General features: G+C 35.1%; 27 protein-coding genes and 4 pseudogenes. 30 read left to right on the top strand and 1 reads right to left on the bottom strand.

Annotated features, from left to right (window positions below; genetic code table 11):
* The first annotated feature begins 1 nt into the window (after nt 1).
* The 30 genes and pseudogenes from A3I3_RS0100150 to A3I3_RS10025 form a co-directional block, all read left to right on the top strand.
* Entirely contained in the window at nt 2-283 is a 282-nt protein-coding gene (locus tag A3I3_RS0100150; RefSeq protein WP_018370714.1) for a CD1845 family protein, read from the top strand.
* 73 nt (nt 284-356) lie between these two features.
* Nucleotides 357-1,394: a DUF6017 domain-containing protein gene (locus A3I3_RS0100145; RefSeq protein WP_018370713.1), complete on the top strand. Its 1,038-nt coding sequence runs from the start codon at nt 357-359 to the stop codon at nt 1,392-1,394.
* A complete protein-coding gene (locus A3I3_RS0100140) occupies nt 1,394-1,879 on the top strand; it encodes a PcfB family protein (protein WP_018370712.1) in 486 nt (161 codons plus the stop codon). Before A3I3_RS0100145 ends, A3I3_RS0100140 begins: the two co-directional genes overlap by 1 nt.
* Nucleotides 1,876-2,205 (top strand): annotated as a pseudogene (locus A3I3_RS0100135) (VirD4-like conjugal transfer protein, CD1115 family); the annotation flags it as partial. The gene A3I3_RS0100140 and the pseudogene A3I3_RS0100135, both read left to right, overlap by 4 nt.
* A gap of 59 nt (nt 2,206-2,264) precedes the next feature.
* A complete protein-coding gene (locus A3I3_RS0100130; RefSeq protein WP_018370710.1) occupies nt 2,265-4,103 on the top strand; it encodes a recombinase family protein in 1,839 nt (612 codons plus the stop codon).
* Between the two features lie 80 nt (nt 4,104-4,183).
* On the top strand, nt 4,184-4,375 hold the full coding sequence (locus A3I3_RS0100125) for a transposon-encoded TnpW family protein (protein WP_018370709.1): 192 nt from the start codon (nt 4,184-4,186) through the stop codon (nt 4,373-4,375).
* Between the two features lie 102 nt (nt 4,376-4,477).
* Entirely contained in the window at nt 4,478-5,413 is a 936-nt protein-coding gene (locus A3I3_RS0100120; protein ID WP_018370708.1) for an acyl-CoA thioester hydrolase/BAAT C-terminal domain-containing protein, read from the top strand.
* A 110-nt stretch (nt 5,414-5,523) separates the two neighbouring features.
* The gene (locus A3I3_RS0100115) at nt 5,524-5,844 is read left to right on the top strand and encodes a DUF3847 domain-containing protein (protein WP_004611934.1); all 321 of its coding nucleotides are present in this window, start codon (nt 5,524-5,526) and stop codon (nt 5,842-5,844) included.
* 241 nt (nt 5,845-6,085) lie between these two features.
* Nucleotides 6,086-7,546 (top strand): MobQ family relaxase, encoded by a 1,461-nt coding sequence (mobQ, locus tag A3I3_RS0100110; protein WP_018370707.1) that lies wholly within the window; start codon nt 6,086-6,088, stop codon nt 7,544-7,546.
* 61 nt (nt 7,547-7,607) lie between these two features.
* Nucleotides 7,608-8,003, top strand: a complete 396-nt coding sequence (locus A3I3_RS0100105; RefSeq protein ID WP_018370706.1) for a nuclear transport factor 2 family protein — start codon at nt 7,608-7,610, stop codon at nt 8,001-8,003.
* A gap of 37 nt (nt 8,004-8,040) precedes the next feature.
* Nucleotides 8,041-8,658 carry an SAP domain-containing protein gene (locus A3I3_RS0100100; RefSeq protein WP_018370705.1) on the top strand — a complete coding sequence of 206 codons (618 nt, stop codon included), beginning with the start codon at nt 8,041-8,043 and terminating at the stop codon, nt 8,656-8,658.
* A 143-nt stretch (nt 8,659-8,801) separates the two neighbouring features.
* A pseudogene (locus A3I3_RS10365) lies at nt 8,802-9,041 on the top strand (type IV secretory system conjugative DNA transfer family protein); the annotation flags it as partial.
* Between the two features lie 52 nt (nt 9,042-9,093).
* Complete coding sequence (locus A3I3_RS0100095) at nt 9,094-10,764, top strand: recombinase family protein (protein ID WP_018370704.1); 1,671 nt, start codon at nt 9,094-9,096, stop codon at nt 10,762-10,764.
* Nucleotides 10,765-10,832: 68 nt separating this feature from the next.
* Nucleotides 10,833-11,585, top strand: a complete 753-nt coding sequence (locus A3I3_RS0100090; RefSeq protein WP_018370703.1) for an alpha/beta fold hydrolase — start codon at nt 10,833-10,835, stop codon at nt 11,583-11,585.
* Nucleotides 11,586-11,713: 128 nt separating this feature from the next.
* On the top strand, nt 11,714-12,034 hold the full coding sequence (locus A3I3_RS0100085; protein WP_009216383.1) for a DUF3847 domain-containing protein: 321 nt from the start codon (nt 11,714-11,716) through the stop codon (nt 12,032-12,034).
* Nucleotides 12,035-12,273: 239 nt separating this feature from the next.
* Nucleotides 12,274-13,734 (top strand): MobQ family relaxase, encoded by a 1,461-nt coding sequence (mobQ, locus tag A3I3_RS0100080; RefSeq protein ID WP_018370702.1) that lies wholly within the window; start codon nt 12,274-12,276, stop codon nt 13,732-13,734.
* Between the two features lie 71 nt (nt 13,735-13,805).
* Entirely contained in the window at nt 13,806-14,003 is a 198-nt protein-coding gene (locus A3I3_RS0100075; RefSeq protein WP_018370701.1) for a hypothetical protein, read from the top strand.
* Nucleotides 14,000-14,788, top strand: coding sequence for an alpha/beta fold hydrolase (locus tag A3I3_RS0100070; RefSeq protein WP_018370700.1), 789 nt, complete (start codon nt 14,000-14,002; stop codon nt 14,786-14,788). Before A3I3_RS0100075 ends, A3I3_RS0100070 begins: the two co-directional genes overlap by 4 nt.
* A gap of 174 nt (nt 14,789-14,962) precedes the next feature.
* Nucleotides 14,963-15,127: a transposon-encoded TnpW family protein gene (locus A3I3_RS0100065; RefSeq protein WP_004831908.1), complete on the top strand. Its 165-nt coding sequence runs from the start codon at nt 14,963-14,965 to the stop codon at nt 15,125-15,127.
* A gap of 41 nt (nt 15,128-15,168) precedes the next feature.
* Nucleotides 15,169-16,401: pseudogene (locus A3I3_RS10030) on the top strand (VirD4-like conjugal transfer protein, CD1115 family); the annotation flags it as partial.
* Between the two features lie 76 nt (nt 16,402-16,477).
* Nucleotides 16,478-16,915 (top strand): GNAT family N-acetyltransferase, encoded by a 438-nt coding sequence (locus A3I3_RS0100055; RefSeq protein ID WP_018370699.1) that lies wholly within the window; start codon nt 16,478-16,480, stop codon nt 16,913-16,915.
* A gap of 316 nt (nt 16,916-17,231) precedes the next feature.
* Entirely contained in the window at nt 17,232-17,543 is a 312-nt protein-coding gene (locus tag A3I3_RS0100050) for a hypothetical protein (RefSeq protein ID WP_018370698.1), read from the top strand.
* Between the two features lie 3 nt (nt 17,544-17,546).
* Nucleotides 17,547-17,762, top strand: coding sequence for a Maff2 family mobile element protein (locus tag A3I3_RS0100045; protein ID WP_000394209.1), 216 nt, complete (start codon nt 17,547-17,549; stop codon nt 17,760-17,762).
* Between the two features lie 12 nt (nt 17,763-17,774).
* A complete protein-coding gene (locus A3I3_RS0100040) occupies nt 17,775-18,638 on the top strand; it encodes a VirB6/TrbL-like conjugal transfer protein, CD1112 family (RefSeq protein ID WP_018370697.1) in 864 nt (287 codons plus the stop codon).
* A 125-nt stretch (nt 18,639-18,763) separates the two neighbouring features.
* The gene (locus tag A3I3_RS0100035; RefSeq protein ID WP_240366762.1) at nt 18,764-20,041 is read left to right on the top strand and encodes a tyrosine-type recombinase/integrase; all 1,278 of its coding nucleotides are present in this window, start codon (nt 18,764-18,766) and stop codon (nt 20,039-20,041) included.
* Nucleotides 20,041-21,000 (top strand): tyrosine-type recombinase/integrase, encoded by a 960-nt coding sequence (locus A3I3_RS0100030; RefSeq protein ID WP_018370695.1) that lies wholly within the window; start codon nt 20,041-20,043, stop codon nt 20,998-21,000. The genes A3I3_RS0100035 and A3I3_RS0100030 overlap by 1 nt, the downstream gene beginning before the upstream one ends.
* Nucleotides 20,987-22,000: a tyrosine-type recombinase/integrase gene (locus tag A3I3_RS0100025; RefSeq protein ID WP_018370694.1), complete on the top strand. Its 1,014-nt coding sequence runs from the start codon at nt 20,987-20,989 to the stop codon at nt 21,998-22,000. Before A3I3_RS0100030 ends, A3I3_RS0100025 begins: the two co-directional genes overlap by 14 nt.
* 147 nt (nt 22,001-22,147) lie before the next feature.
* On the top strand, nt 22,148-22,414 hold the full coding sequence (locus A3I3_RS0100020; protein ID WP_018370693.1) for a hypothetical protein: 267 nt from the start codon (nt 22,148-22,150) through the stop codon (nt 22,412-22,414).
* A gap of 3 nt (nt 22,415-22,417) precedes the next feature.
* Complete coding sequence (locus tag A3I3_RS0100015) at nt 22,418-22,816, top strand: PrgI family protein (RefSeq protein WP_000542589.1); 399 nt, start codon at nt 22,418-22,420, stop codon at nt 22,814-22,816.
* Nucleotides 22,719-24,083: pseudogene (locus A3I3_RS10025) on the top strand (VirB4-like conjugal transfer ATPase, CD1110 family); the annotation flags it as partial. The gene A3I3_RS0100015 and the pseudogene A3I3_RS10025, both read left to right, overlap by 98 nt.
* A 69-nt stretch (nt 24,084-24,152) precedes the next feature.
* Here the strand turns inward: A3I3_RS10025 and A3I3_RS0100005 are convergent.
* Nucleotides 24,153-24,353, bottom strand: a 201-nt coding sequence (locus A3I3_RS0100005) for a transposase (protein WP_018370691.1), incomplete at its 5' end; no start/stop codon positions are given.

Genomic DNA, 24,353 nt, shown 5'->3' with positions numbered 1-24,353 from the left:
TATGAGATGGGCATTGAAAATTATCTTATTTCCAATAATATTGCTCTTGTCGATACTAATTGCTTTTCTAAAATTTATTATAAAAGTTAGTGGAATGATTTTAGGTATAATATCTTTTCTAGTATTTATAGGAGCAGTAGCTTGCTTTATACAAAAAGATATGGCAACAGGAATAGCAGCATTACTACTGTCATTCTTGATCAGTCCTTATGGGCTACCTAAAATTGCACTGTGGATTACAGCATACCTTGAAGTAGCAAAAGATCCATTAAAGGAAATATAAGAGAGTTAAGACGATGGAATATAAATCTATCGTCTTTTTCTATGCCTAAATTTAAGAGAAAGGAGGCGATGATATGAGTATGTATTTATTTGATGAACAACCAATACTGGCAAATAAAGCATTAGCCAGAGAACTAGGTTTAAATGAAGCTCTTGTGCTTCAACAAATAAATTACTGGATTGAAATAAATAAGAAGTCTGGCAACAATTATCATGATGGCAAGTATTGGACATATAACTCAATACGAGCATGGCAAGAAAAAGATTTCGACTATTTAAGTGTTGATACAGTGAAACGAACTTTTTCTAAGCTTGAAAAAGCGGGCTATCTTTTAGTCGGTAATTATAATAAAGATCCTAGAGACAAAACGAAGTGGTACACAATAAATGACAAGAAATTAGAAGAACTTTATCTTGAACTAAATCAAAGAAAACAAGAGGAAGAAAGAAAAATATTAGAACAAGTAAGTAAAAGAGCTATGTCTAATGCATTAGGGCAAAATGCACCAATGGAAGAGGGCAAAATCAATCAATGCAATGAGGCAATTAGCACCGATGCATTTGATGAAAATCTACCAGTGCATTATGGCAACTTGCATGAACCATTACCAGAGATTACTACAAATAATTCATCAAAGATTACTTCAGATATTTCTACAGAGAATTCCTCCCACCTACCCATCTATGAAAGAGATCTGTTTTATTCAGGGGACAGAATGGAGGAAGGACGTAAACAAATAAAATCATATAAATCTTGTTTAGAAGAATTAAGAGAAAGCACAGGATACAACGAACATATGAAACTGGGCAATAAGATTATTGCTAAAACCTTTGATGAAATAATTAAAGTTTTAGCTGATGTTATGGTATTAAATGCGGAAGATACAGTCACAATAAATCAAACAAAATTACCAGCATATGTTGTTCAAGAGAGATTTAGAGAATTAGATTCTTCGCATATGGAGTATCTTGTAAATGCTTTATCAGAGAACGAATCAAAAATAAGAAATGTAAGAGCATTTATCTTAACGGCAGCATATAATGCCCCAAGCAATATGGATGCCTATTATACAGCACTTGTTAGTTATGATATGAGGGAAGGAGGTTACTAATGATAAATGAAGAAATTTCTAATAGAGTAGTTAATATTGAAGTGAATGTCTTAAAGGCAACCTACCAAGAAATCTTAAGCCAGGTAAAGAAGTTACAACAGAGATCTAAACAACATGGTGGCTTAGATAAACTTATCAAGGCTGAGGGAAATGAAATCAAACTAAAAGATATGGTTAAGAAAGGTCAGCTTGAAGAAATCAATGTTAAAGATGGTGAATTAAAAGAACTAAAAAAAGAATTGAATAAACATGGTGTTAAATTCTCAGTGATGAAAGATAAGGAAACAGGTACACATTCGGTATTTTTCCAAGCAAAAGATACAAAAGTTATGAATAAAGCTTTTCAAAAAGTGCTTTCAAATATTGAGAAGAAAGAGAAAAATAAGGAGTCAATTCATGAGAACATAGAGAAATTCAAAGAGATGGCAAAGAATACTATTTCTAAAGATAAAGTCAAGAATAAACAAAAGGAGCAGAGCCTATGATAGATAAGATATTAAAAGACATCAAAGGCTTATTCAAAGTGCAAGATAAGGCAAAGTTTCTAAAGCAGAACATTCCCTATCTTGCATTTTTATATATTTGCAACATCTTCTCTCACCATGTAAGAGCATATACGGGTGGCGATGTAATAGACAAAATTTTCCAAGGAATATTGGAACTTAACACCATGAGCTTTATTCCAAGTATTCATCCGACTGATGTTTTAATGGGCGTGGGAGTGGCGGCTTTAATTAAATTTATTGTCTATACCAAAGGTAAAAATGCAAAAAAGTTCCGACAGGGGAAAGAGTATGGTTCAGCACGATGGGTTGCATAATATTAACTGAACAGGAGTGATATATAGACACAAAAAAGGAGGATAATGCCATGATAGAATATCACAATAAAATCACAGCACTATACTCCCGCCTTTCAGTTGGTGATGAAGATAGAGATGGTGGCGAGAGTAATAGTATTGTCAATCAAAAAGCATTTTTAGAAAGGTATGCAAGAGATAAAAAGCTGATAAACATTCGCCACTATATCGACGATGATGAAAGCGGTAGGTTCTTTGACCGTTCAGCTTATACACAGATGATAAGCGATGTAGAGCAAGGCAAAATCGGAATTGTCATCATGAAAGATATGACGAGATGGGGAAGAGATTATCTTCAAGTCGGTAATGCAATGGAGATATTTAGAAGAAACAATGTACGCTTTATCGCCATCAATAACGGTATAGACAGTATTGACCAAAACACATTGGAATTTGCCCCCTTTATCAACATCATGTCAGAGTGGTATGCAAGAGACATCAGCAAGAAAGTAAAAACAGGAATTAAGACCAAAGGAGCAAACGGAAAGCCTGTCGCAACAGAAGCTCCATACGGCTATATAAAAGACCCTAACAACAAAGATTATTGGATAGTCGATAGAGAAGCTGCCGAAGTTGTAAAACTCATTTTTAGGCTATTTATGGAGGGGAAAAACAGAAATCAGATAGCCGTTTATCTGAAAGAAAAAGAAATACTAACCCCAGCCTTTTATATGAAACAACAAGACAGAGGAACAGCCAAAAGCAAACCTCTCAATGAGGAAAACAGATATAACTGGAACAAAGCAACCCTAACACGCATACTGAAAAGACAGGAGTATTGTGGCGATGTAGTCAACTTCAAAACCGAAAAGCATTACAGAGATAAGAGAAACCATTATGTAGATAAAAGCAAATGGCAAATAACAGAAAATGTCCATGAGCCGATAATAGATAGAACTACCTTTGAAAATGTAGAGCGTATGCTAAAAAACGCACCTGTCAAAAGACCAAACGGAGACGGAGAAATTCACGCACTATCAGGTTTGATGTACTGTAAAGATTGTGGAACTAAAATGCACATTCGCACCATACACAAAAACGGAAAAGTACAGCATGTAACCTATTGCAGTGAATATGCCAAAGGAAAAGCAAAGCACCCTAAATGCAACTCCCCACATCGCATTGATGTAGATGAAGTCATGGAAAATATTGCAGAAGTCTTGCGAAAGATAGCACAGTATTCTTTGGAAAACAAAGCAGAATTTGAGAAACTTGTAAAGAAAAGTCTGTATAAAGAACAGACCGAAGAAGTCAAGAAGAACCAAAAGCGTATGCCACAAATCACAGACCGAATGGAACAGATAGAAAGAGTGATGAATAAGCTCTATGAAGATAATGCACTTGGAAATATGGATACAGAACGCTATGAACAGTTATCAAGAAAGTATGCAGAAGAATATTACACCTTAAAAGAAGAAAAAGAAGAAATCAAAGAACGCTTATCCGAATGTGAAAATGCAAACAAAAGAGCAAAGAGATTTATCAGACTTGCAGAAAGCTATTCCAACTTTGAAGAACTTACCCCCACCATTATCAATGAGTTTATCAGTAAAATCATAGTACATGAAAGAGATATAAAAAGAGCAAAATATGTTGTTCAGCGAATAGAGATTTATTTTAACTATATCGGAAAATTTGAAAATGAACTTACAAAACAGATAGAGCCGACAAAAGAAGAAATGCTACAAATGAGGGAAGAAATAGAAGAAGCAAAGAAAGAAAAAGCCAGAGCATATCGTAGGGCATATTACAAAGAATACCGAGCCAAAAACCTTGAAAAGTGCCGAGAGTATGAAAAATTAAAAGCAAGAGAATACAGGGCAAAAAAGAAGTTACAAGCAACAACCTAAAACCAAATATCAACCAATCGCAAAAGAGGTTTCCTAAGTACAGGAAATCTTTTTTTGTGCAAGTAGAAAGGAGGAACTAAATGGCAGAAAATGAGAAAACAGATATGAAAGAAATACAGACAGAAGAACAACCAAAACTCCAAAAGCCAGATGGTATTCTTACAAAGAAGATAAATGGAAAGACCTTTATAACAGAGATATATTTTGATAAAAATAGTAAAGAAACATTTCAAGATAAAATGTTCAAAGTTATACATTCAAAGGGTAAATAGTAGTGAGTAGAGAAATATGACAGTAGAAAAATATCGAAAAAAATGCTATAATATTAGTCAATATAGATAAACGAATTAGAATTTTCAGAGGAGATGTGAGATGTGAAAAAAGAAATCAAAACAATAGAGAAAGATGGCTATAACGGCGTATACTGGCCGAATCCGAATGGCGGCAAGTGCGGTATCATCGCCATGCTCGGAGATGATACAAAAGATTTAATGGCAAAGGGCGGCGTTAAATGGCTGCAAAAAAGAGGACTGAATGTACTTACCATGTCTCCGGCAAAGAAGGATTACGGCCACCATAACTATCCGCTCGAACGCTTCGAGAAAGCGATTGCTTTTCTTAAAACGATGGGCAATGAAAAAATTGGGATTATGGGTGCATCAACAACTGGGATGCTTGCGCTTGTCGCGGCGTCTTACTTTCCGGAAATCACGCTGACCATTGCCGTTTCTCCCTCTGATTTTTTGATGGAGGGCTTTTATCAGGACGGAAAGGACGGCGCCCATGAGCGGCCCGGGGATGGGGAGTCCTCCGTTTCGTATCATGGCGAGCCGCTCCCGTACCTGCCCTACGCGTACCGGCACCCGGAATACTGGCAGAAGATTTCTGAAGAATCCAAACGGCGTGGGGCAATGGTTGCCAGCCGCGATATGTTTGATGAATCGGAGAAAAGGCATCCTCTGCAGGAAGAAGAAAAAATTAAAGTTGAAAACATAAAAGGCCGCATTCTGCTGATCGGGGCGGAGGATGACGTGCTCTGGGATACTTGCAAATACATTCGCAGAATGGGTGACAGACTGAAAGAAAAGAAGGCGGATAACAGCGTAGTTCTCATGACCTATGAACATGGAACGCATTTTATGTTTCCGCAGACCATGCTCACAGGGATTCTTCCCGTGGGTTCCGGCCTGTTTATCGGTATGTGTTTTCAAGAGGCAAAGCAATATCCGAAAGAATGTAAGCAGGCGCGAATTGATGTTGATGCGCGTGTATCGGAAGAACTGCATCAGTGGATAAATTCGGATCGTTAAATCTCAGTTTGTAGAACTAACAATTTAATAAAAATTACCACAGGAACAGTAAATCAAAAAAGGTTTACTGTTTTTCTTTACTCAAAATTAGAAAGGGAGGAAACGAGAAAATGAAAAACATTGAAGAAAAAATCTTAATGGCAGATGAAGAAATCAAGCAGTTACAAAACAAAAGGAAAAAGCTCATCAGTCAGCAGAAACAGGAAGAACGAAAAAAGAGAGATAAAAGGATATATGAAAAAGGGGCAGTCTTTGAAAGTATCTTTACCGAAAGCAAGGATTTAACCAAAGATGAATTTTATCAGCTCATCACATCTCTAATTCGTAAAGAAGAAGCCAATCTTAAAATACTAAAAATCATTGAAAGCAGAGAAGAAACAGAAAGTAAAAATATAGAAAACCAAGAGATTGTAACGGACATCGAGGAATAGTCCCTTGTTTACAAGGGCGCACATATACACCTTAACAGGTGCGTGCGTTCTCCGAAGGCTCTTAGCAGAGGGCATATCAGCTAACGCTGATACAGGGGAGTTACACTCCCCTACGGAAATAAATTTCCTACCCCTTGTGTACTTCCCAAAAGAAATCGGATAAAAAGCTATCCGATTTTTTTAGGAAGTCTTATCTATCGCCACCATAACCATATCGAAAAATGAAAGGAGGTTTTTTCTTATGGCGATATATCATCTTTGCATAAAGATTATCTCAAGAGGCAAAGGCAAAAGTGCAGTAGCAGCTTCTGCGTATCGAAGTGGCGAAAATATAAAAAACGAGTATGACGGAGTAGTCCACGACTTTACAAGAAAGGGCGGAATAGCCCATACTGAAATTCTTTTACCGCAAAACGCACCACAAGAATTTTTAGATAGAGGAACACTATGGAACAGTGTCGAGAAAATAGAAAAAAGCAAAAACTCACAGCTTGCGAGAGAAATAGAAATTGCCTTACCCAAAGAGTTAGACCGAGAAAAACAGATAGAACTTGTAAGAGAGTATGTAAAAGAAAATTTTGTGAAAGTCGGTATGTGTGCCGATATTGCCCTACACGATAAAAATGACGGAAACCCACACGCTCATATCTTACTAACCATGCGACCATTAAACGAAGATAAAACATGGGGAGCAAAATCAAAAAAGGAATATATCCTTGATGAAAATGGCGAGAAAGTAAAACTTAGAAATGGCAATTACAAAACAAGAAAGATAAATACAACAGATTGGAATGAGCAATACAAAGCAGAAGAATGGCGAAAAGCATGGGCAGACATTACAAACAAATATCTTGAAGAAAACAGCATACAAGACAAAGTGGATCACCGCTCTTATCAAAGACAAGGCATAGAGCAAATACCTACCATTCATTTAGGAGCATCAGCAACCCAAATGGAGAAGAAAGGCATAGCCACAGACAGAGGAAATATCAACCGAGAAATCAAACATCAAAATATGATTTTAAGAGAAATCTCAAGAAGAATAAAGGCATTACTAAATTGGATAAGAGGAATTGGAAAAGAAGAAAAAACAGAAAAAGAAAATACAAAATCCACCCTCCCACCCAAAGATAACCTGTTATTCATCTTTGAAAATCTTATCCATAAAAATGCAGATAAGAATAATGCAGATTTAGAGAAATATATTGAAAGTTATCAGTTACTCAAAGAGAAAAACATTACAAGTATCAATCAATTAAAAGAAAGCATTACTAATTTACGAGATAAGAATTACAAGACCACAAGAGTCTTAAAAGATACCGAGAAAAAGATTGATGAAAAAACACAACTCATCGACCAGTCAGAAAAATATTTGAAGAATAAAGACACCTACAAAGTCTATGCAAAATTAAAGAAAAGTAAACAGGAAGATTTTTATAACGAGCATACAGCAGAACTTATTTTATTTGAGAGTGCCAAGAAATATTTGAAAGAGCATTTAGGAGAAAGTAAGAACTTAGCCATCAGTAAATGGGAAACAGAAGTTACCACTTTGAAGAAAGAGAAAAAGAGCCTTTACAATCAAATATTAGAGATAAGAGAAGAAGTAGAACAGGCAGAAAAAGTTAAAACCTGTATAGAGCAGATACAGGGACAAGAAAAGCAACTATTACAGGTAAAGCGGAACGAGTTAGACCTATAAAACTAAGCGAAAAAATGGTATAATTATAAATAATTATTTGATTTTGGAGGTGCTTAAATTTATGAATGAAAGAGAGAAAATCATTCGCTTATGGTTTGATATGTGGCTTACACAACAAGACTTAGGGATAGATGAAATTTTTTCTGATGATGTAATTTATATTGAGAGTTGGTGTCCTAAGTATGAAAACCGTCAAACAGTAAAGCACTGGTTTAACGAGTGGAATACAAGAGGAATAGTGCTTGCGTGGGATATAAAGCAATTTTTTCATAAGGATAATCAAACTATTGTAGAATGGCACTTCAAAAATAAAATGAATGAGGGGAAAGTTGAAGAATTTGACGGTATTTCTTTGATTGTTTGGACAGCCGATAATAAGATAAAAGCATTAAAAGAGTTTGGCTGTAATTGCAATAACTACAATCCTTATAAAGAGAGTGAAACACCATTATTTTAAGATGAAAATCTAAACTGTTTTTAAGGAGGTGTTTTTTTTGATAGAGAGTAGACCTGAGTTTGATAAAATCGCATCCTTTGATGAGTTTAATAAATACTATTGGTACCGTGATGAACTTTCACAGATATGTAAGTCATTAGGACTTGAATATAGAGGGACAAAACAGGAACTGAATGATATTATTGAGCAGTACTTTAAGGGTAATTTGATTAAAAAGTCATCAATAAAAAATGAAAAGAAAAAAGTGGAAACTATTACCTTAGATATGCCATTACTTGAATGTGGGTTCTCATTTAACACACAATTTAGAGAATATTTCTCAATTTTAACAGATGTTTCACCATTTAAATTTACTGCTGATATGGCTACTGCTTGGAGAAAAGTAAAAAGCGAAAATGATTTGAGTTTTACAATTCAAGATATGCTGAAAGTTTATTATGGAAAATCGGATTATGCCAAGTATGATAATTCGGTTTGTCAATGGAATCAATTTTTAAAGGATTTCTGTGCAGATGAAAATAGTTGCAACTATTCAAATAAATTAAAAGTAGCTTCCATTCTTTGGAAAGAAGTTAGAAATTCAAGAAATGAAAAAATTTATTCAAAGAATATTTTGACTGAATATGCTTATAAAATAAAAGAGTATTGCAAGTAGGATATTTTCAGCTTGCTAAACCAACAATTTAATAAAAGCTAACACGAAAACAGTAAATCAAAAAAGGTTTACTGTTTTTCTCTGCCCAAAAGAAAAAAGCCTTATAGAAAAAGCATCCATATATATAAAAAGGTACTTGACGAACCGCTTCATGGGGAACAAGAAAAGATATAGAGCCGTATATGGATGGAAAATTCCAAAACAATATCTTGCTTACTCAAACTGAGCGATTAACCATGAATGGCAGACCAGCAAATCCAAAGTATGCAAGAAATAAAAATGTACTTGTTATTGGTGGTTCAGGCTCCGGAAAGACAAGATTTTATGTAAAGCCAAACCTAATGCAAATGCACTCGTCATATTGCGTAACAGATCCTAAAGGATTAACCTCTTAGGGACAGAGAAAATAAAAAACTTGGAAAGGAGGTAATTCTCATGTCAAATACAAAAAGAACAGGACAAACAGCCCTTTATGAGCGTTTAAGTCGAGATGATGAAATGCAGGGAGAAAGCAATTCCATCACTAATCAAAAGCAACTACTTGAAAGTTATGCGAAAAGAAACGGCTTTGTAAATATCTATCACTATACCGATGATGGAGTAAGCGGAACAACCTTTGATAGAGAGGGATTTCAGAAAATGATAAAAGCAGTAGAAGAAAACAAAGTATCTACTGTGATAGTAAAAGATATGAGTAGGTTTGGCAGAGATTACCTTAAAGTAGGCTTTTACACCGAAATACTTTTCAAAGAAAAGGGAGTAAGGTTTATCGCCATCAATAACGGAATAGATAGCGAAAAACAAGCAGAAAGCGACTTTACCCCATTTCTAAATATTATGAATGAATGGTATGCAAGAGATACCTCAAGAAAAATACAATCCATCTTTAGAGCAAGAATGGAAGAGGGTAAAAGAGTATCACCAAGCGTTCCATACGGCTATTATAGAAATCCTAAGAACAAACAGGAGTTACTTGTCGATAAAGAGAGTGCAAAGGTCGTAAAACGCATTTACAGGCTTGTAATAGAGGGATATGGAGTAACACATATAGCAGACATATTAACCAAAGATAAAGTCCTTATTCCGTCAGCCTATGCCCAAATACATTACCCCGAAAATAACCATAGCTCAAAGAAAAGAGGAATAGAAGACCCGTATTTTTGGACACCGACCACAGTAGGTTATATCTTAGAAAAAAGAGAATATATGGGTCATACTGTACTTGGTAAAACAATATGCCTTGATTACAAAACTAAGAAACGCAGAAAGGCAAAAGAAGATGAACTCATTATCTTCAAAAACACCCATAAAGCCATCATTGACGAAGAAACATGGAATAACGCTCAAAGGTTAAGAAAAACAGTGAGAAGAAGTCCAAAGTACGGAACAACCTCACACCCCTTTACAGGACTTTTAATCTGTGCAGATTGTGGAGGTAAATTAAGTTACAGAGAGCCGGCAGAATATAAAGAAAAGAAATATGATTGTGATTATTGCTTTGTATGTCAACATTACAGACACAGAAAAGGCTCTTGCAGTATGCACTACATCAAGGTAAAAACAGTGAATGAAATTCTCCTAAAATCAATCAAAGAAATCACAGATTTTGCAAAAGAAGAAAAGCAAGAATTTCTAAAAGTGATGAACAAATTATCCGATGAAAAAAGGGAAGAAAAGTATCAAGATGATAAAACGAAATTAGAAAAATTATCTTCAAGAAATGAAGAACTAACAACCCTTATTACAAAGCTATATGAAGACCATGCACTTGGAAAAATTCCCGCAAAACACTTTGATAGATTATTTAATATCTATGACACGGAGCAACAAGAATTAGAAAAGCAAATACAGTATTTTGAAGATGAAATAGAAAGCTATCATCAGAGAAAAGTTGACACCGATAAATTCCTAAAGATGATAGAAAAATATACCGATATTGAAGAACTGACAGTCCCAATGATAAATGAGTATATAGAAAAAGTTGTAGTCCATGAAGCCACAGGGGGAAGAAAAGGAAAAGATAGAAAACAACAAGTTGATGTGTATTTTAACTTTATAGGCAACTGTCAAGTACCACAAAAAGCCGATATAGAAAAAATGGCTTAAAAATGGTATAACATTGTTAATTATTTAGAGAGAAAAATTAGAATTTGTACACAGGATGGATTAGACTAATGAATATACATGAATTTGGAAAAGGTAATGAACAAGCAATTCTGCTGATACATCCTTCTGTTGTAAGATGGGATTATTTTGAACATTTAATTCCGCTTCTCAAAAACAAATATCATCTGATTATCCCGGCTCTTCCCGGATATGATTCTGAGGATGAAAGTGACTTTACAAGCATTGAGAAGATCGCTGCCGAATTGAATGAGTGGCTTCAGGCTGAAGAGATTGCCGAATTGTATGCAGTATATGGGTGCTCGATGGGCGGCTCCGTTGCTTTAATGGTAACGCTTGGACAACTTATTCCAATCAGACACTGCATTATGGACGGAGGCATTACACCATATCAGCTACCATGGCTTGTCACACGCTTTATCGCCTTGAGAGACTATCTCATGGTGATGCTGGGCAGGACAGGTGGAGTGCGCTTGCTTGAGAAGGCTTTTGCTACCGATGAATATTCGAAGGAAGATCTTCAATATGTTGCAGATGTTTTGAAGTGCTCCAGTAGAAAAACGTTATGGAGAACTTTTGACTCATGCAACAACTATAAGATTCCACAGCCCATTCCGAAGGTCGATACGCAAATGCATTACTGGTATGCCGATGGCGAAGAAAAGGAGCGAAAACTTGATATCGCCTACATGAATCAGCATTTTCCGCAAACAGAATTCAAGGTTTTGCCTAAACTGGGGCATGCAGGTCTTGTTTTACTGAAACCGGATTTATTTGTGACAATGATAAACGAATTGTTTTGAGACAGACAAATTGCAGTTTGTCGAAGTAAAACAATTAAATACAAGCTATAACATAGCAGTTCACGAAACAGTAAATCAAATCGGTTTACTGTTTTTTCTTTACTAAAAATCAGAAAGGAGAACAGAAAATGAAAAATATAGATGAAAAAATCTTAATGGCAGAAGAGGAAATTAAGCAGTTACAAAACAAAAGAAAAAAACTCATCAGTCAGCAGAAACAGGAAGAACGAAAGAAAAGAGATAAAAGGCTTTATGAAAAAGGAGCAGTTTTTGAAAGTATCTTTAACGAAAGCAAGGATTTTACCAAAGATGAATTTTATCAGCTAATTACATTCCCAAATATCAAAGAAGCAATAAATGAAAAAATCCTAAAAATCATGGAGAAAAGAGAAAAAACGGAAGAAGAAAACATAGAAAAACAAGAGAAAGTAACGGAAACAGAGCAGTAGTCCCTTGTTTACAAGAGCGCACTTATACACCCTAAAGGGTGTGTGCGTTCTCCGAAGGCTCTTGCAGAGAGCATATCAGCTAAAGCTGATACAGGGGAGCTACACTCCCCTACGGAAATAAATTTCCTACCCCTTGTGTACTTACCAAAAGAAACCGGATAAAAAACAATCCGATTTTTTTAGTAAGTCTTATCCATCGCCACTGTATCCACATCAGAAAAAGAGAGGAGGTTTTAGCTATGGCGATATATCATCTTAGTATAAAGATTATCTCAAGAGGCAAAGGCAAAAGTGCGGTTGCAGCAGCTTCTTATCGAAGTGGCGAAAAGATAAAAAATGAATATGACGGCATAGTCCATGACTTTACAAGAAAAGGCGGAATAGCACATACAGAAATCCTATTACCACAAAACGCACCACAGGAATTTTCAGACAGAGGAACGCTATGGAACAGTGTAGAGAAAATAGAAAAAAGTAAAAACTCACAGCTTGCAAGAGAAATAGAAATCGCCTTACCCAAAGAATTAAACAGGGAAAAACAGATAGAACTTGTAAGAGAATATGTAAAAGAAAATTTTGTAAAAGTCGGTATGTGTGCCGATATTGCTTTGCACGATAAAAATGACGGGAATCCACACGCTCATATCCTATTAACTATGAGACCGTTAAATGAAGATAAAAAATGGGGAGCAAAATCAAAAAAGGAATATATCCTTGATGAAAACGGAGAAAAAGTAAAACTCAAAAATGGCAATTACAAAACAAGGAAAATAAATACAGTCGATTGGAACGAGCAAGACAAAGCGGAAGAGTGGCGAAAGACATGGGCAGATATTACAAACAAATATCTTGAAGAAAATAGCATACAGGAAAAAGTAGACCATCGTTCCTATCAAAGACAGGGCATAGAAGAAATACCGACCATTCATTTAGGAGTATCAGCAAGTCAAATGGAGAAGAAAGGTATAGCCACCGACAGAGGAAATATCAATCGGGAAATCAGAAAACAGAATAGGCTATTACAAGAAATCAAGTTAAGAATAAAAGCCTTAATGAGATGGATAAGGGGAATTGGAAAAGAAGAAAAAGCAGAAACTGATAAACTCAAATCCACCCTCCCACCCAAAGAAAATTTGCTATCCGTTTTTGAAAATCTTATCCGTAAAAATGCAGATAACCATAATACAGATTTAGAAAAATACATCGAAAGCTATCAATTCTTAAAAGAGAAAAACATTATTTCCTTATCTGAACTGAAAGAAAGTATAGTTACTTTAAGAGATAAGAATTACAAGACCACAAGAGCCATTAAAGATACTGAAAAGAAAATAGATGGTAAAGTACAGCTTATTGACCAAGCCGAGAAATATTTGAAGTATAAGGACATCTACAAAGCCTATACGAAATTAAAGAAAATAAAACAGGAAGATTTTTATAATGAGCATACGGCGGAGCTTATTCTATTTGAAAGTGCAAGGAAACATCTCAAAGAGCATTTAGGGGAAAGTAAGACCTTAAATATATCCAAATGGAAATCGGAACTTACCACTTTGAAGAAAGATAAAAAGAGCCTATATAGTCAAATATTAGAAATACGAGAAGAAGTAGAGCATGCTGAAAAAGTTAAGACCTGTATAGAGCAGTTACAGGAACAAGAAAAACAACTATCACAGGTAAATAGGAATGAGTTAGACCTATAAAACTAAGTAAAAAAAGTATATAATATTAACTAGTGAAGACAAAAAATAAAATTTGAAGGAGGCGTTTACATTTGGGGAAAATAGAAATGCAAGAGAAAATAAAACCTGTTTTGAACGGCACTGCAGAAACTATGCTTCAAAGTTTTGATGAAAATAAGGATATTCTTCATTATCAGTTTACTGCAACTCGATATGGAAAAGATCTTATGAAATTCAATATCGAGTGGTGGCAAAAACTTCTTGATGAAATGAAAGGAAGCAAGATATGAAATCAATAAAGTTAGTTAATTCACCAATCACATATTTTATCAGTGGAAGAGATTATACTGAATGGATACTTTTTATTCACGCTGCTTTTGTCAATCATAATATGTTCAAATCACAGTTTGAATACTTTCACAACAAATACAATATTTTGGCTGTTGACATTATTGGTCATGGGCAGTCAACGGATACCCAAAAAGGGGATGGCATAGATAAAATGTCAGAATGGATATTCGAAATCTTAAAGGTGGAAAATATTGAAAAAGTACATATTGTCGGTGTTTCATTAGGAGCAGTATTGGCACAGGATTTTGCGAATCATTATCCAAACTCAGTAAGTTCAATGGCTTGCTTTGGAGGATATGATATCAATAATGTTGATATTAAAATGCAAAAGCAAAATGGTGCGAAACAGAAGGTGATGATGTTGAAAGCTCTCTTTTCGATTAAGTGGTTTGCAAAAGAGAACAAGAAAATTTCTGCGTATACTTTACAGGCACAAGATGAGTTTTTTGATATGAACATACTTTTTCCTAAAAAATCATTTATATTTATGGCAAGGCTCAATAGTATGATAAATAAGTATAAAACTGGAAAACGAAATTACCCTTTGTTGATTGGATGTGGAAGCTTTGATATTCCAATGGAATTAGAGGCAGTAAAACAATGGAAAATAAGTGAGCCAAATTGTAGGGTAGCCATTTTTGAAAATGCAGGACACTGTGTCAATATGGATGTGCCACAAGAGTTTAATGAAACTGTAGAGGATTTTTGGACAAGTGCAGAATAAATAGACTGAAAAGATATTGTTTTTTATGAGAAAAATTGAATGCTGTGGGAAAACAAATCCCAGTTTTTCTAACTGAAAATAGAAATTAAATAATACAATAGAATATTATTTTGAAAACAGTAAATCAAATTGGTTTACTGTTTTTTCTTTGTCTAAAATCGGAAAGGAGGACTTATGAAAGAAGAAAAAAGAGAAATACAAGCACCACCCAATAAACAGTTAATAATGGATATTGGAAAGACAAAATATACTGTAAACCTACATTTCAAACAAGGTACAGGAGAAACATACAAGGATAAAATACTGAAGTTAATCAAGAGAGAAACAGAAAAGATATAAATTTGTCAAAGAAATTTTGTTTATGTCCTTGACAAATCTTCCCAAAAGGAACGATAGTTATTGAGTGTGGCAAGATGCTTGAAGATAATGGCTATGAGATAAAAATCTTAAATACCATCAACTTCAAAAAAAGCATGAAGTATAATCCATTCGCCTATCTCAGAAGTGAAAAAGACATACTCAAATTGGTACAGACAATCATTGCAAACACAAAGGGAGAGGGTGAAAAAGCAGGTGAGGATTTTTGGGTGAAAGCTGAAAAGCTCTACTATACAGCTCTTATTGGATATATCTTCTATGAAGCTCCAAGAGAAGAAAAGAACTTTGCAACACTACTGGATATGATAGACGCTTCAGAAGTCAGGGAAGATGATGAAACATATATGAATCCCATTGATAGACTATTTGAAGCATTGGAAAAGAAAGAGCCTACACACTTTGCAGTTAAGCAATATAAGAAATACAAACTTGCTGCTGGAAAAACGGCGAAGTCTATTCTTATTTCTTGTGGTGCAAGGCTTGCACCTTTTGATATTCAAGAGCTTAGGGACTTGATGAAAGAAGATGAACTTGAACTTGATACACTTGGAGATAGAAAGACAGCATTGTTTGTCATTATTTCAGATACAGATGATACTTTTAACTTTGTGGTGTCTATTATGTACTCACAGCTATTTAACTTACTTTGTGATAAGGCAGATGACGAATATGGAGGAAGATTACCTGTCCATGTAAGGTGTTTGCTTGATGAGTTTGCAAATATCGGCTTAATTCCCAAATTTGAGAAATTGATTGCGACAATCCGTTCAAGAGAAATTTCAGCAAGTATTATCTTGCAAGCACAATCTCAGCTAAAGGCAATTTATAAAGATAATGCAGATACGATTGTAGGTAACTGTGATAGTACCTTGTTTCTTGGTGGAAAGGAAAAGACCACACTTAAAGAACTATCTGAAACACTGGGTAAAGAAACCATAGACCTATATAACACATCGGAAACAAGATCCAATGCCAATAGTTATGGACTGAATTATCAAAAGACAGGAAAGGAGCTGATGAGTCAGGATGAGATAACGGTTATGGATGGCAGTAAGTGTATTTTTCAGCTTCGAGGTGTCAGACCGTTTTTGTCAGACAAATTCGATATTACAAAGCACAAGAATTACAAGCTCTTGGAAGACTATGATAAAAAGAATGTGTTTGATATTGAAGAATACATCAGAAGAAAAGGCAAAGTTAAGATGAATAGAAATACAGTAATTACAAGATTGTAATATTTTCTGTTATAGCTTTATGTGACATGGGTATATTTGGTATAATAGAACAAATTAGAATTTATGGAGAGATATGATGATAAGAAATATAAGAAAAGATGATGCTGCATTAATACAAAAAATATGTGATATTTCTTTAGGGTATAAGGCATCTGTTGAATTAATAAGTAGACAAATAGAAAAGTTATCAAACGATATAAACCATCATTACATTTATGTGTATGAGGATGAGGATTCACATACAATTGTTGGATTTGTACATGCAGAAGTTTATGAAAGTCTTTATTCAGATGTGGGATTAAATATTCTGGGATTAGCAGTACTTCCGGATTTTCAAGGTAAAGGCATTGGAAAGAAATTGATGAGTCAGTTGGAACTAAAAGCTAAAAGTGATTCATTAGCATTTATCAGATTAAATTCAGCATCAACACGTTTGGAAGCACACAAATTCTATGAAAATATTGGATATTTATGTGACAAAATACAGAAGAGATTCATTAAAATTTTTGATTAGATAAATCCCAGTTTGTCGAACTGAATATAAGATATTAAAGACGATAGAAAAGCAACATCTATCGTCTTTTTTCATGCCTATTTTCAATTTATATTGCGATCAATAAATAGGGAAAACTCGCAAGAGTTGCTAACTAGTATTTCAAATGCCGCTCACTAATATATACACGACAAAATGCTAGTTCCTTTAAATATGTTACAGAAAGTAAAGGAGAAAAGATGATAAGGATAAGAAGCCCTACCTAATAGATAACTAAATATACAAATACTTGGCGATTGGAATTAACTTTTCAGTTGCTTTTTAATTGGAGGAAAAAATGGACAAAGAAATGATTAATATCAATGCCAATCTGTTAAAAGAACCTACTTTTGGAACTTTTACAAGAGGTGATGAAGAAGTTCAAGTTGTAAATTTTGCCCTTTCGAAAGGATATGGAAAAGGTAGAGAGTATATCAACTGTGCAGCCTATGGCAATAAATCTGAAGTGGCTAAGGAATTTTCAGAAGGTGATTTCATTCATGTATATGGATACTTTAATAAACGAACTAAAAATGAAAAGACATATAAGAATTTTGTAGTTATGTCTATGAACAAAATTGAAAAGAAAGAAGAAAACGAGGAGGAATAAACAATGGAATTTTTTACACAGGCGGTAAATGTATTAAAGATTTTGGTAATGGCAGTAGGTGCTGGTCTTGGAGCATGGGGTGTTATCAACCTTATGGAGGGATATGGTAATGATAACCCTGGAGCAAAATCTCAAGGTATTAAACAACTTATGGCTGGGGGCGGCATTGTTCTAATCGGCTTAAAATTAATCCCATTACTTTCAAATGTATTGAAGTAAGGAGAGTAGCCTATGTTTGGTATTTTCGATAAGATAGAGGAATTTTTTAAAGAGCTTCTTCTCGGAGGTATCCAAGCAAATCTTGAGTCAATGTTTATCGACATTAATGATAAAGTCGGAGCAGTTGCAACCGATATAGGAAAGACACCAATGGGATGGAACTCAGAGGTATTTAACTTTATTAAGAGTATCAATGATAGTGTCATTATTCCAATTGCAGGTTTGATCATTACAGCAGTTTTATGTATTGAGCTGATAAATATGGTTATGCAAAAGAACAATATGCACGATACAGATACCTTTGAGTTTTTTAAATACATGATAAAGATGTGGATAGCGGTATGGCTAGTATCTCATGCCTTTACATTCTCAATGGCAGTCTTTGATGTTGCACAACACCTTGTAAATCAGGCGGCAGGAGTAATCAATACTTCTGCTACCGTTTCAGGTGATCAAATTGTTCAGATGGTTGAGGGATTAAAAGATAAAGGTCTTGGAGAACTGGTGATGATACTCTTTGAAACCTCACTTGTTAAAGTTGCAATACAGGTTATGTCGGTAGTCATTATGCTAGTTGTATATGGCAGAATGTTTGAGATATATGTTTACTGTTCAGTTTCAGCAATTCCATTTGCCACTATGGGAAATAAGGAATGGGGACAAATTGGAACAAATTATATCAAAGGTCTATTTGCTATTGGGCTTCAAGGCTTATTCTTGATTATATGCTTGGGTATTTACGCAGTTTTAGTAAAGACGATAAAGATAACGGACATTCATGCAAGTACCTTTATGATATTAGGCTATGCATTACTTCTTGGTCTAATAATGCTAAAGAGTGGAACGCTTGCAAAGAGTGTATTTAATGCCTCGTAATTATTTATACCGATAAATCTCTTTTGCCTTAGTCTGTCCCTTTGTTTATGGCAAAAAATATCGGTCTAATTCTAAGTTGCTTTGCTTAACTACCCTAAGCTTCTGGTATATTTCAAATAGCGGCGTTGTCGCTTAATACAGAAGAAAGGGTAGAAAAAATGAATTTTAATGAAATTGAACTTCGTCATCTAATTGACGAAACACACAAAACCATTACCGCCATGGGAACTACGTCAGGCACCCTGATAGATAAGTTCCGGCAGTTTACAGATCGTCTTGTGGAGCACCTTCGTTCACGGGATAAGCCGTTTAATTGTGATTTATGCCTACAATGGGTAGATAGTCTTGAGCATGATCCACCGTCAAAAATGAGCACCTCATATATTGAATGGATAGCTTTGCGCCGTTTTATTATCCTCATTGAAAAGCAACGATCAGAGACACTGACTCACTGGACACATTATCAGAGCAAAACTCCTATACAGCCTAAAAGTATAGTATTCCAAGAAGTCTTAGAAAAATATAAAATCTATCTTTCTGGAGTTTTAAATGAAAATACGATTCCGAGATATGTCTCTGAAGCACGATTTATGTTACTTTACTTGGAAAAACAAGGAATCAGTCAAATATCGCAAGTCCGTAATGCAGAAATCGTCAGCTACTTTGCATCAGAACGATTTTACAACCGAAAACCCAAAGGAATTCAGACAGAAGTTTGCAGCCTGAAAAAATTCCTTGTATTCCTTGTGGAAGATGGACATACTGATCAAAAATATCTTCACTGTGCTATTCCACGATTACGACTGTCCACTGAAAGAATCATCACTACTCTCACCTCACAGATGGAGAGGGATATTATTGCGGATGAACCTGATAGTCTTGTAAATCTCCGGGATAAAGCAATTGCTTTTCTTGCACTCCATGTTGGACTTAGAGAATGCGACATCAGAAATCTGAAATTCAATGACATTGACTGGGAAAAAGGTGTTATAACTATCCGCCAACAAAAAACGGGAGTTGCTCTGCAAATGCCCATTGATAATAAAACTCAGAACGCAATTATTGATTATGTTCTGAATGAACGCCGTGATTGTAAAACTGCATATATTTTTATTACTGCTGTCGGACCACCACAAAAAATTGCACGAAAGCATTATCGCATTAAATACCGTGCAAAAAACACGGAGTCTTTTGAAGCAATCCCACACGATGGGCTTCATATTTTCAGAAGAACCTATGCTTCAAGGTTGCTCAAATGCGGCACACCACTTCCTATGATTTCTGAAATGTTGGGACACATTGATAAGAATGCTGTTCAATGCTATCTTTCCACTGATGAAACAAAGATGAAACGCTGTGCCCTTGAGCTTTCGGCAATACCGTATCATGGGAGGGCTTTTTAATGTATCAAAGTAAATTTTCCCACGATATAAATGAAATGCTTGCCGTATTAAGAAATGGCGGTCTGCAACTTCAATATATTGATTTTTTCTTGCGTGATTTTGATAACTTTTGCATTGTAAATTATCCCGATGAGGATATATTATCCGATACCATTGCAGAAGAGTGGATTCACAATACAAGTTCTGAATCCCGTTGCCACATGTCTCGCCGTGTACGCACAATGGCACATCTTGGAGAATACCAACAGGCGATTGGGAAACCGGCATATCTTCCAAGTTACAGAATCAGATACGCCCATGCAGAAGAACCACGAATTTTCAGTGATGAGCAGTTAGTAGAGTTTTTTGAACTGGTTGATTCTTCCATCACAAACACACCAACATTTCCACATAACGACATGATTTTTCCTGTACTTTTTAGGATGACTTACAGTTGCGGACTTCGTTCTTCTGAAGCTTGTAATCTAAAGGTTGAAGATGTTGATCTTATTCAAGGAAAACTACGAATTTTCAACAGTAAAGGATTCAAAGACCGAGAACTGCCAATAAGTGATGACCTTTGTGCCCTGTGTAACTCTTTTAATAACGCTTATAGCAGTGTAGTTCCTAACCGTAAATATTTCTTCCAACCAAGTATTATTAAAGAAAACTATAAAAGCTACAATGTCGGAAAAGTTTTTGACTCCGTATTAAAGCAAGCTACTTTTTATGAGAGTACCGGCAAAAAGTTCACGGCTCACGGATTGCGGCACTTGTTTGCGGTACAAAATATCAAAAAATGTGCAGAATACGGAGAAGACTTTTACAACTGGATGCAATACTTATGCAGATATATGGGGCATAAGCATATCCGTTATACCATGTATTATCTTCACATTACTTCACAGCTTTTTCCTGTTTACAGGAAAAAGCTGAAGGAACTGGAGGAAAGGATCGGTGTTGTATATGTCGAAGAATAAACAACAGAAAGCGATGTTCTTTTCCTATGTGAAAGACTTTTTCAATGATATGCGGATTGAATTAAAAAGCGAACGAACTGTCAACACCTACAGGGAATCCCTTAACTCTTTCCGAATGTATCTTTTGGAAAAGTATTCAAAACAAGTGGACTCTATAACTTTTGATTTTGTTACAGATCCGCTTATTCGTGAATATATCGGATGGGTAGCGGAGAACAACAGTATCGGTACACGAAATGTCCGGCTTGCAGCACTAAAATCATACGTGAAATACATTGCTTCCAAGAACATCGAATTAGTACCATTGCAAATAAGCCTTTCCACATTGAAAAGTAAAACAGTGCGTCCTAAAAAACACAACTGGCTTGGTAAAGAACAAGTACTTTTGCTTTTGGAACAACCGCTACGCACTCGAATCGGAATCAGAGATAGATTTATCATCCTTTTTTTGTTTTCCACAGGCGCAAGGTTAAATGAAATGCTATCTGTAAAAGTCAAAGATGTTGTTATGGAAGATAATTATCCATATGTCTGCTTAACTGGAAAAGGCAATAAACCAAGAATTGTTCCTGTTTCGGAAAGTGCGTTTGTTGAAAACTTCAATTATTATTGTGAACTTTTCCACCCAGAGAACAACCAAGAGGAATATCTGTTTTATACAACCATACATGGTCGGTTAAATCCCATGTCAGAAGATAATGTGCAGCGAATCCTTAAAAAATATGGAGATTCTGCCAGAAAAACAGATTCTTCTATTCCGTCTGTGCATCCACACCTGCTTCGCCATTCTTATGGTGCACAAATGTACCGTCTTGGGCTTTCACTACCGGAGATTGCAAAGCTTCTTGGTCATGAATTTATTTCAACCACAGAAATCTACGCAGAAACAGATATTGAAATGGTGGCAGAAGCATTAAGAAAGATGATTGGCACTCAACCCTCAAGAAAGTGGGACAGCCTTTCTGAGGATGAAAAGTTAAAATTATTAGGACTAAAATAACTTAGAATTAGACCGATATTTTTTGCCATAAACAAAGGGACAGACCTTGGTTTTAATAGGAATGTCGGTCTTATTTTTTACGAGGCATTAAATACGTTAGACCGACATCGGTCTAATATTCTAAACGCACATTAAGGAGGATTTTTAATGATAGAAGTAAAGAAAAAGTTGTTTCCTGTTTCAATTATTGCAGTAGGAATTGGAGCATTTGCTATCTCGATTTTTAACAGGAACAAATTAAAGAATTTAGAAGATGAAGTAAAAAGTACAAGAGATGATGTAAAATCTATTCTTTATTATCAAGAGCAGAAAAATGCATTCATTGAGTCAGAATTAGAAGAGATGAGAAATGAAGTTGCTTCATGCTATGAACATTTTGAAGCATTTTCAAAGGAAAAAGAAGATGGGAGGTAAGCTATGGGCTATGTACCAATTCCCAAAGATTTAAAAAAGGTAAAAACAAAGGTAGCCTTTAACCTTACAAGAAGACAATTAATTGGATTTACACTTGCTGGACTGGTTGGTATACCAGTCTATTTATTTATGAGAAAGTTTATGCCTAATGATATAGCGATACTGTTTTTAATTGTATCAACTCTTCCAATCTTCTTTGTAACACTATTTGAAAAAGATGGACTTACCTTTGAGAAATATTTTAAGCACATATATCTACACAAGTTTTATCAACCACAGAAGCGAGTGAGAAAGGAGGTTTACCTTGAACAAGAAAAGAAAAATACAGCAAATTCAATTAGAAAAAAATCAAAAGGTATTAAAGGAAAACAAAAGAAACCTGAAAAAAGAAAAGCTGACTAAGCAGAAGAAAAAAGCTTCTCTAATCGACTTAATATTTAAGAAAGAGCCTAAGAGATATACTGTTGAAGATACAATACCTTATCTGAGAATGCTAAAAAGTGGAATATGCCAGCTTGATGAAAAGCACTATAATAAGTGTATTGCATTTCAGGATATAAACTATCAGCTTGCCTTAGAAGAAGATAAGGATTTGATTTTCAATCAATTTGCGAATGTCTTAAACTCTTTTGATCCAAGTGTAGATATTGAGTTTTCATATATCAATCAGCTTGGAAGAAATAATGAATTAAAAGCAGCTATTCAGATGCCGGATAAAAATGATGGTTATGATGATATTCGATTAGAGTTTCGTGAGATGTTAAAAAGTCAGCTTGCAAAGGGAAATAATGGTTTAAAGAAATCGAAGTATATCACCTTTGGAGTTGAAGCGGATAGTTTGGAGCAAGCGACTGCAAAACTTGAGCGACTTGAGATTGATATATTATCAAATCTAAAGAGCATGGGAGTTCGTGCTGAGGGCTTAACTGGAGAAGAAAGATTAAAGGTATTGCATGATATTTTAAATCCAGATAAGCTCTTTTCTTTTTCCTATAAAGACTTAAAACCAAGAGAAAGTACAAAGACTGTTATTGCACCAGATTCTTTTAACTTCGTGCCAAGTAAGTATTTTAAGTTTGGAAAATATATTGGAGCTGTAAGTCATCTTCAAATACTTGCAAGTGAGCTATCGGATAGAATGCTTGCAGAATTTTTAGATATAGATGACAACATCAATATTTCTTTTCATATCAAGGCAGTTGAGCAGACAGAAGCTATTAAAATGGTGAAAAGAAAAAATACAGATATTGATAAGATGAAGATTGAGGAAAATAAAAAGGCAGTTAGAAGTGGCTATGACATGGATATCTTACCAAGTGATTTAATTACCTATGGTGATAATATTAAGATGCTTTTAAAAGACCTCCAGACAAGAGATGAGCATATGTTTATCGTAACGATTGTCTTTATGAATTTTGCAAGGACAGTACAAAAGCTAGATACGACTATTTCTCAGATTTCATCTATTGCAAGTAAGCATAATTGTAAGATTAAACGCTTAGATCATAGTCAAGAACAAGGTTTTATCAGTGTATTACCTCTTGGCGTAAATAAGATTGAGATAGATAGAGGGTTAACCTCATCATCTACAGCAGTCTTTTTACCATTTACAACAGAGGAGCTTTTCATAAACTCGTCAAATAGCTTGTACTATGGATTAAATGCCTTAGAGCCTGGGACAAAATAATTCTCAGCCACAAAAAAAGCTAGAGCTTCCCAATTGCGGAACTCTAGCTTTTTAATTTTGAGTCGTTCTCTTATTGTATTTTAGGAGGTTATTGGCCATAAGTACCAATCCCATGTCAATTCTCACTTGACGCTTCCCTCTCAGATTACATCTCTTGTAACCCAAACAAGCCTTTATCTGCCCAAAGACAGGTTCCACATCAATCTTGCGTTGAGCGAAAATCTGTCTACCTTGGGGAGATAAAAGCGCCTG

The organism is Streptococcus massiliensis DSM 18628, from assembly GCF_000380065.1.
In the GTDB taxonomy this organism is placed as follows: domain Bacteria; phylum Bacillota; class Bacilli; order Lactobacillales; family Streptococcaceae; genus Streptococcus; species Streptococcus massiliensis.
Note: the sequence above shows the minus strand (reverse complement) of the source record. Positions and strands in the feature narration are given on the sequence as shown.